The organism is Paenibacillus tabacirhizosphaerae (assembly GCF_040812395.1).
In the GTDB taxonomy this organism is placed as follows: Bacteria; Bacillota; Bacilli; order Paenibacillales; family NBRC-103111; genus Paenibacillus_E.
The window spans coordinates 32,812-42,171 of sequence record NZ_JBFNXH010000028.1 but is presented as its reverse complement, the minus strand read 5'-3'; the positions used below and the strand labels follow the sequence as shown (position 1 = coordinate 42,171).

7 protein-coding genes and 2 riboswitches are annotated in these 9,360 nt (G+C 46.0%); of the genes, 3 read left to right on the top strand and 4 right to left on the bottom strand.

Annotated features, from left to right (window positions below; translation table 11 throughout):
• Positions 1–112: 112 nt before the first annotated feature.
• Positions 113–868: a GTP pyrophosphokinase gene (locus ABRS97_RS26805; protein WP_367819104.1), complete on the bottom strand. Its 756-nt coding sequence runs from the start codon at positions 866–868 to the stop codon at positions 113–115.
• Between the two features lie 278 nt (positions 869–1,146).
• Here ABRS97_RS26805 and ABRS97_RS26800 point away from each other — a divergent pair, with 278 nt between their 5' ends.
• Positions 1,147–1,962, top strand: a complete 816-nt coding sequence (locus ABRS97_RS26800) for a hypothetical protein (RefSeq protein ID WP_367819102.1) — start codon at positions 1,147–1,149, stop codon at positions 1,960–1,962.
• A 3-nt stretch (positions 1,963–1,965) separates the two neighbouring features.
• Here ABRS97_RS26800 and ABRS97_RS26795 read toward each other — a convergent pair whose 3' ends face one another.
• Positions 1,966–2,298: a hypothetical protein gene (locus tag ABRS97_RS26795; protein ID WP_367819100.1), complete on the bottom strand. Its 333-nt coding sequence runs from the start codon at positions 2,296–2,298 to the stop codon at positions 1,966–1,968.
• Positions 2,299–2,417: 119 nt separating this feature from the next.
• Positions 2,418–2,552: riboswitch (cyclic di-AMP (ydaO/yuaA leader) on the bottom strand.
• 126 nt (positions 2,553–2,678) lie between these two features.
• A riboswitch (cyclic di-GMP riboswitch) is annotated at positions 2,679–2,769 on the top strand.
• A gap of 14 nt (positions 2,770–2,783) precedes the next feature.
• Here ABRS97_RS26795 and ABRS97_RS26790 point away from each other — a divergent pair.
• Together ABRS97_RS26790 and ABRS97_RS26785 are read left to right on the top strand one after the other, a co-directional pair.
• Positions 2,784–3,584, top strand: a complete 801-nt coding sequence (locus ABRS97_RS26790; protein ID WP_367819098.1) for a transglutaminase-like domain-containing protein — start codon at positions 2,784–2,786, stop codon at positions 3,582–3,584.
• 251 nt (positions 3,585–3,835) lie between these two features.
• Positions 3,836–7,402, top strand: a complete 3,567-nt coding sequence (locus ABRS97_RS26785; protein ID WP_367819096.1) for a collagen binding domain-containing protein — start codon at positions 3,836–3,838, stop codon at positions 7,400–7,402.
• Between the two features lie 53 nt (positions 7,403–7,455).
• Here ABRS97_RS26785 and ABRS97_RS26780 read toward each other — a convergent pair whose 3' ends face one another.
• Positions 7,456–8,127: a class D sortase gene (locus ABRS97_RS26780; protein WP_367819095.1), complete on the bottom strand. Its 672-nt coding sequence runs from the start codon at positions 8,125–8,127 to the stop codon at positions 7,456–7,458.
• 61 nt (positions 8,128–8,188) lie between these two features.
• The gene (locus ABRS97_RS26775; RefSeq protein ID WP_367819094.1) at positions 8,189–9,334 is read right to left on the bottom strand and encodes a response regulator; all 1,146 of its coding nucleotides are present in this window, start codon (positions 9,332–9,334) and stop codon (positions 8,189–8,191) included.
• Positions 9,335–9,360 lie beyond the last annotated feature (26 nt).

Here is a 9,360-nt window from a genome sequence, read left to right as displayed (position 1 = left end):
GTACAGCCTCCTCCATTTTCTTGAAGGACTGTACCTTTTTCGTATGAAAGGACTTTTTCAGTGGCCTCGTTCACCCGAGGCACTCTTTTTAACAATCGTTCGTAGATACTCACTATTCCTTCACGTTATCCAAAAGCCCCAGCAAAGCCTGCGGCAACGTAAATTGCTGGTTATTTATAATAATTCGATTCAATGTCTCTTCGGATATGTCCGATTGTTCCTCTTTGATGACTTCGATTTCCTTATGCAAACGCTCCATTTGCTTATCCAGCGCAGAAGCGGCTAAGGCAGCTTGCTTTAGTTCCTCAAGGAGCCTCGCCGGCACGGCTTGATTATCTTCGGTAAATTTATAATAAATTTTATGTTCCAAGCTCGCCCAGAAATCCATAGCAATCGTTCTGATTTGCACCTCAATACAAACACTTTCCCGGCGATCCGACATATGAACCGGCACCTCGATAATGAGATGAAGGCTTTGATAGCCATTCGGTTTCGGGCACTTGATATAGTCCTTCTCTTCCAAAACTTTTAAATCGCTTTGATTTTTGAGCATTTCGCTGATCACATAAATATCGGAGATAAACGAACAAGTAATCCGTAAGCCGGCAATGTCCTTAATACTGTCCCGAATGCCGGAGAACGAAATACTTGCGCCTCCCTTGCGATACAGCTTATTCATAATGCTTTCCGGCGATTTCAGACGGGATTTCGTATGCTCGATCGGATTGTATTCATGCAGCATCTCGAACTCCTGAACCAAAATTTCAATTCTCGTCTCCATCTCATCCAGCGCGAATTTATACATCATCATGAATCGCGTGATATCATTTTTAAATTGCTTCAATTGATTGATTGAAAGCTGGTTCATCATCATCATCAGGTCTCTCCTCAATGTTAAAACTTTCCATGCAGGTACTCTCCCAGTGTAAATCACTTGTACCGCCCCGCGCAAATGTAGCGCTTATCCCATTGCTAATCATTCTATCTTGACATCAGTTGAAGCGTCTTGGTATAGTTACACATATAGTTTCATATGGACGACTTACGACGGAAGCACCCGTAAGAATAGGCAGATCGCCTTTCTTGCAGGTGCTTTTTTTTGTCGTGATTCTCCACCTATTTCATCCATTCGAGAGGAATGATCATTTGAAAAAATTGAAACATGTCACCGTTCTGCTCAGCGCTCTGATGTTGGCCTCTGCCTTGCCGAGTGCCGTAACCGCCGCTTCCTCCACCGAGATCACACCGTCCATCCAATCCTCGCTTGATAAAACGATTACAGGCGCCAGTTCTGCCCAAGCTAGTAAAATCAAGTCGCTGATTAATGATTTCCAAACACTGCAAAAGCAAGAAGAAGACTGGGATGCGAAAATCAATTCGCTGCATACGAGTAATGAGGATCGTCGGATCGCTCTCAACAAACAAATCAAAGAAATCGATGCTGCGATACTGAACCAACTGGAAGCCGATGCGGAGCGAACAAGAGAAAAGTATAAACCGCTCTTATCCCAGTACAGCGCGGTGAATAAACAGATCGAAGCTGCCAAAATAGTCAATAACAAGGAACTCAACAGCATGCTCCGTTTCCAAGCTAATGTCATTCGGATCCCTGTGCAGCTAGCACGTATGGATATCAAAAAGAAGGAGGAAGCATGGCGAGAAGCTAAGGACAACGCGTCTAAAACAATGAAAAAGATCCGGAACACCTTAGCCGATATCGACCCTATCCACGTTCAGATAAAAGCCAAGAAGAGCGCCATCAAAACGACTGAAACCAGCCGGGCTCCGATTTGGAGCTCATTGAAACAAACAGCGAAAAAAGCGGAAGCCTCCGGCGTCCAGAGCTCACTCGCGTCCTTGGTTTCCCTCAACCGGCAAATCTGCGAAGAGCAAGAAAAACTCTTTAAACTTGAAGACAAAATCAGTCATATTCTTGATGCCGCGAAGTCACAGATCCCCTGATGCCTACAGGATTTGCTTCATAGCTTCCCAAAGCACATCACATAGTTCATCATTTTGATAACTATGCCCGGATACGGATACCTGCCACATGGAAGAATCATAATTCATCGTAAACGAGGCGTCGCACTCTACGAGATACTCCATCATCTGTCCAATGCTAAGCAGCGGTAGCGCTTTATGTTTCTCCACTCCGTTTAAATAATAGACCATCTCTTCATGATCGCCTAACGCGATATAATGGCCTTCTTCCGGTGTCCACTGCTTTCTGAGCATTTCTTTTTGATTGTTATCCAATTGGTGTAATTGTTCAGCTTTGAGACGTTGGTTCATATTCATGGGCTCCTCCTTTATGATACGAATAGATGACTGCATCTTTGTAACATTTGGATGGAGCCTACAATGCAAAAAAGACCCGTAAACACGGGTCCGTGAATGCAAAATATGCATAAAAAGCAGACTGACCCATCCACTGCTGACGAGGTTAGCTGTCGGGCTCGGGAAAGATGGTTCCCTACATATCATGATTCGCCCCAAAAAATTGGTTCCCCCGCTTTCCGTATGGTTTTACGGAAATTAAGCGTACATTAATCATACCCATTTGCGCCGAATGCGTCAATTGGCTGTTATTTCCAGAAACTCCTAAGATTCGTCATCATACTATTCAATCAGACAGGCCTATGATATAATACCTATAAAAATATGATTTCGGTGCTTTCCACCGATAAAGGCAAATCTAGCGAAAGCTAGAGACGCAAAACTACAGGGTCTTCCTCAGCCTCCAGGCTAAGATGGCAGCCAGTTACCGAAAGGGGAGTTTTTTCATGTTCAAAAAAGCCTTTGCAGTACTGATGGTTGCAGCACTTTTTCTTGTGCTCGCACCGCAAGGAACTTTCGCAGCTTCTGCCGTCATCGGCAAGAGCGCTCTGGACAAAGGGATCATCACTGTTAATTATACGCTTGCTAAGGATGCAGCTGGCCTTGTCCGCATCAGCAAAGGGGACGACAAATATGACTATCCTTTCATTAAAGGGGCACAGTACCCCTTGCAGCTGGGCAATGGCGACTATACAGTCCTGATTGCAGAGTCAGTTAGCAGCAATAAATATAAAGTTATCGCGCAAGAAACAATTGCTCTGAAGATGGAAAAGGAAAATGAGGTATTTCTGCAATCCATCCCTCTTATCGATTGGAACAAGGACACGAAGGCTGTTCTAGAAGCTGAGCAATTAACCGCAGATGCCGTTACAGACACGGATAAAGTCGCTGCTCTCTATACCTATATGACAACCAACTTCACCTATGATCATGATAAAGCGGAGACAGTGGAAGCCAGTTACATTCCTAATCTGGATGAAGCCTTCGATGCGTCGAAGGGAATCTGTTATGACTACGCAACGATTTTTGCCGCTATGGCAAGAAGCGAAGGCATTCCAACCCGTTTGGTTATGGGCTATGAAGCAGACGCACCGGATACTTATCATGCTTGGAATCAAGTTTACTTAAAGGATAGCGATGAGTGGGTTACCATCGATACGACATACGATTCCGTTCGGGTTCAAGGCGGAGAAAGCACGCCAATGTTCAAAGATGCCGCGGACTACACCATTTCCAAAATATATTAAATTATCATTCAGAATGATATGGAAGAAGAACTTGCATGAACGCTCATGCAGGTTCTTTTTTTTGTTCAGATTATGTTCAGATAGCAACTTTATAATACAAATTGTGCCAAATTGTCAGAGTATGTAGGAAAAGGGCACTCAGAATGGGAGGCGTGGGATAAGGTTCAAGGGCAAGTAAAGATGCTCTTGTCCAGCCAATGGCTGTACAGTTTTAATAAAAAAAGATTCAGGAGTGGAGGTTTTACATACCCATGTGGAAGAAAAAAACGAGTTCGCTGCTGATCACGCTTCTAGTCATCATGCAGAGTATCTCTGGCATTAGCCTCATGTCTCAAGCAAGTGCTAACACAATTTCCAGCAATATCATCGATAGTGTGACTATGGCTGTATATGACAATGCGGGACATGTTGTGACTGACAACGTCTATGAGCAAGGCTCCAAGGTACAGCTGGATTACACGTGGTCCTTGCCGAATAATCACGGGTACCATAATCAAGATACGTTCACATTCAACTTGCCGCAAGAGTTTCTGCTTTTTAACGATATTAACGGGCCCTTGTTGATTGATAATGTCGATGTTGGAACTTTTAAGGTCACTGCCACGGATCATAAAGTCGTCATGACCTTAAATACCTACATAGAAACCCATAATAATGTACAAGGCCTTCTTACTTTCAAGACACAATTCGACAAGCAAAAGATTACAGGCAGCTCCACTCAGACGATCACTATACCGATTCGCAGCGGAGCTCAAATCTTTTCACTTAAATTCAAGCCGGCTGTCACGTCTACAGTAGCGAAAGCGGGTTCACCCCAAGGCTTCAATGCCAAAAACATTGATTGGTCAGTGGATGTGAACAAAGCGCTGGATTCCGTGCAGAACGCTGTCATGACCGACACGATTCCCGCTGGTCTGGCTGTTCCTGTTACATTAGCTGTCTACGATCTGGACGTTGATCTCAATGGAACAGCAACTCGTGGAGCGCCAATTGCTCCAAGTAAATATACGGTGAATACAACCGGCAATGTACTTCAAGTTAGTTTTAATGACAGTCCTATACAATCGGCTTACCGCATTGAATTCATGACACCTGTCATCGACACGGATGCAGGTTCTTTTGAGAATACAGCCACGTTCAAGGGCGACAACAAAGCTCCAATCCTTGCAAAAGCAACCGTCACCGTCCAGCATGGAACTGCATTGTCTAAAACATCAACGGATTATCATGAGAACACACAAATCATCGACTGGGCCATCAATTACAACTACAATGAAAAAACAATCGCGCAGGCGCTTGCCACATTGACGGACCTCTTCGAGAATTCGCAGAAACTCGTTCCGAACTCCATTCATGTCTTCCCAGTTTTGCTGGATTCGACTGGCGCTGAAACGCTTGGAAGCGAACTGCTTGCGACCGATTATAACGTGACTAACGTAACAGCAACCGGAAAAACGGGATTCAACCTGCAGTTCGTTAATGGCATTACGTCAGCCTACAAAGTCACCTATCAAACGACTTCAGATAAGCGAGTTATCGCAAATACCACCATACACAACGTGGTTACTTCCGGCGGTTCCAAGAGCGCTACAGCTACACGCGATATCTACCAAGCCGTCATGGTGAAGACATGGAACTCCGAAAATTATAAGACGAAAACGGTAGCATGGAATCTTGCCATTAACGAAGATAGCCAGCTAATGAGCGGCGTTGTCGTGAAGGATACTTTCCCTAATAAGGGGCTCCGTCTACAAGCGAACTCGTTCGTCGTCATGCAAGGGAACATAGCCATGCCTGCATCCGAGTACACAATCGATAGTGCTGTGCTTCCCGAAGAAGGTTTTACAGTTTCATTTACGAATCCCCTCTCGGGTCCTGTTTCCATCAGTTACCTAACAGAATTCAATAATGACTGGATAACTGGAAGTACTGATAATTTCAATAATAGAGCGGTAATTGATTGGACGGATGCCTCTTCGGTTACCCATACGCTAACCGAGACTAAATCGTTCTCGCCAAGGAATGAAGAGAAGAATAATGGATTGAAATCCGGTTCCTATAACGCAAGCTCCAAAAAACTGACTTGGACAGTAGGCGTTAACTACAACAGTAAAACCCTTGCCGGAGCTTCTGTAGAAGATCTATTGGAATCGAACCAGAAGCTGGTTGATAATTCTCTTGTTCTATATAATATGAACGTCCCGGCCAACGGTAATCCGTCTCGCGGCACTGTCGTGGATAATACTTACTACACTTACACAGTCAGTGGCAATAAGCTCGTTGTGACATTCCTGAAAACCATTTCCGCACCGTATTACATCGTCTTCGACACAAGCTTGGAGGGAGAATTGATTAATGCCTCCGTCAGCAATACGGCTAAAATGTTCGATGGAAGCGATCCCGTTTCCAAAAATCTGACCGCCAGCGTTACGATCCCCAAGGGCGGAGAGTATGTGAATAAAGATGGCTCGCAAAGCGGAGATAAAATCAATTGGACGATTCATATTAATCGCGGGCAATCGACAGTAGACGACGCCAAGATTATTGACACGCCGACCCCGAATCAGCTGTTGCTTCCAGACACCTTCCATCTGTTTAAGACTACTGTAGCTGGAAATGGAGATGTGACCCGGGGAGCAGAACTGACGAAGGGTACGGACTATCAGGTCATCATCCTTACCGATAATGACGGCAAGCAAACCTTTGAGTTAAGCTTCCTAAGCCAAATTAAATCAGCTTACATGTTGGAATACCAATCATTAATCGTAGCCAACGATCATGAAACGGTTTCCAATAAGGTAAGCTTCAGCGGGAATAATGTAACCACTGTGACCAAAAACACCACTAAAGATATCGTAGTCGGTGTCTCTAGCGGAGCCGGCACCGGAAGCGGCATCAGAGGCTCGTTAACGGTTAAAAAGGCTGATTCGGCCGATAGCTCCTCGCTGCTAAGCGGAGCAACCTTTGAGCTATACCGCAAATCCGGTTCAAGCCAGTTTCTCATCAACACTCTGACAACAGATTCGACGGGTACAGCCGTGTTTAATAAGCTATTGGCAGGAGATTACGTTGTGAGGGAGACGGCAGCTCCTTCCGGTTACGTACTCGATTCAAGTGACCATCCTGTACAGATCAATTCGACGGCAGGCTTTAACTTGAATGTCCTGAACACTAAGGTGGTCACGCCGCCGGTGCCGACGACTAGCACTTCGCCATCGTCGTCTGTTACTCCGACGACTAGCACTTCACCATCGTCGTCAGGTTCTTCGACGCCTAGCACTTCACCGGCGCCGTCTGCTTCTCCGACGCCTAGCGCTTCGCCGGTGCCGTCTGCTTCTCCGACGCCGAGCGCTTCGCCGGCGCCGTCTGCTTCTCCGGCGCCGAGCACTTCACCTGCGCCGTCTGCTTCTCCGGTGCCGAGTCCGTCCGGTGATCAAAAAACAACAGATCCGGATACGCCTATCGAAGGCAACATTAAAGTGCCGCTTGGCGGGATTCCGTCCATCCCTCATCAACCGGAGCACGGCACCGCCACAATCGATCCGGATGGTCATTGGACATATACGCCAAATCCTGGCTATGTCGGAAAAGATACCATTACCATCATTGTTAAAGATAAGGATGGTAATGAAACCGAAAATTTAATCGACATTGACGTCCAGAAGGTTCCCTTAGGAACTACGAAAAGAAAAGAGCCTTCTGTACAGGCACTCCCTAAAACAGGGGAAGAGAGTCACCTTCCGATTCAACTTGTTGGCCTGATCTTTGTCATCCTCGGTGCTATCTTGTTCTTGAGAAAACGAATTGGGCATAAATAACTTCACCAAAAACAGCCTGCTGAAACCTATTCAGCAGGCTGTTTCCCTTTTCATTATCCTACAAGCTTAGCTTGCACAATCAATCTATGTGTCGCGTTGACGATAGGATCACAAGTAATCAACGTAAGCACTGAGTCCTTATCATTGCCATTTAGTACGGAGATGTCCGAAGGGTCGACAATTACTTTTTTATAAACCGTGTAGTTCTTCTCGATGCCTTTTACTGAGATCGTTATCTGATCCCCGATTTCCAGTTCATCCAATCTATTAAATAATCTTCCCGTCGTTCGAGCTCTATGGGCAGCAATCGCAGCATTGCCAATCTCGCCAATAGGCGTTGTTTCCTTCATGTGGGTTGCTGCAAACCTCATGTTTTGTTCCGTGGCTCCCTCTAGCACAGGCAGTTTCACATTTATTTTATCAATTTTGATTATCGCAATCGCTACTTTCTGCTGCTCTGATGCCGGTTCTTCCGGTGTCGGCGCCGTAGCCTGTGGAACACTCTCTTGTTCTTGGATCTCTGCCGCCGGATTCAGTAATTGGGTCAGCTGTTCATTGGCAATTTTCAGCGAATTGTCATCTTCGACGGCTCTTGTGTCCTGAACCAAAGGCAAGGCTTGCTTAAGGAGTTGTTCCTGCTGCCAATCATCGTAGGATTCCCTAGCCAGTGGAAACAACAGCAGTATGAGCCCCACAAAAAAAAGAACATAGGATAGCCTCTTCAAAGTGTCCCTCCTTTTTTGACTATTTAATCCACACAAACATACATGCCTGGTCTGAACAATATCATAGGCTCCGCGCGTTCTGCTCTCTCCATTGCCCGTACCATTTCTCAACACTGGCCGATAGACCAATGCCTAAATCGCGATGAAGCAAAGCAGACAGCAGTCTGAATTGCTCCTCAACTGCGGCACGTTCACCCATACGGTTGAACATTTTCATTAACCCCAAATGGGCATCCTCATAGTAGGGCTGGATATGCACAATGCGTTGGTAGATCGTAACGGCCTGAGCGGCCCCATTATTTTCAGTGTAGAAGGCCGCCACTTGCATGGCGAGATGCAGCCAAATCCTACGCAGCCGCTGCCGTTCACTCTCTGCCCACAAATAATCATAATCACCGTAATAATCACCGGAGTACCGCTCAACTAGCCGATGATGCTCCTCGCAATTATGAGTATCAATGGGAGAGAGTTCTCGGAATGTATTTTCCCACTGATCCGTGTCAATCAACACGTTCTGCGTGTTCAGTATGTAGCCTGCGCCACCACTAACATTGCTGATCTGCACATCGACATCCGCTTGTTTTAAACATTGACGCACTTGATAAATCGTCGTATAAAGATGGGTTGAAGCCTTCTTAGGTTCAAAGTTGGGCCAAAGCATATCGATCAACGTATCATTACTCACGAATCGATTGCGGACCTGAAGCAGATACGCGAATAATTCCTGCGCTTTCGTGGTGCGCCACCTCAGAATTTGCTGCGGCTGGCCTTCACGCTCTATGCTAAGCGAAGGACAGCAACGTATGATGACCCGCTGATCATGCGGCAGCTTTGCCGCATTCAGAGCCAGTCTTTCCTCCAACCGGCTAATTGTCTTCATAAGTCGGTTGCGTTGCACCGGTTTAAGCACATAATCCAACACATTCAACTCAAACGCCTCAACAGCATACCTATCATACGCAGTAACAAATACAATATCGGCCGTGGGGCAAGCCTCGCGCAAAATTTCCGCAGCCTCCATACCGTTCATTTCCGGCATATCAATGTCGAGAAAAATGACGTCGGGCTGGCTCTGTAATGCAGTCTGGACGGCTTCGGCAGGATCTATATAGGCAGCAACGATGTCGATGCTTGTCAACTCTTTCAACATTTTCTCCAGCTGCAAGAGTGCAAGCCGTTCGTCGTCAACCAGTAGTGCCCGAATCATTGCAACCACTCCAAATCCATGATAGG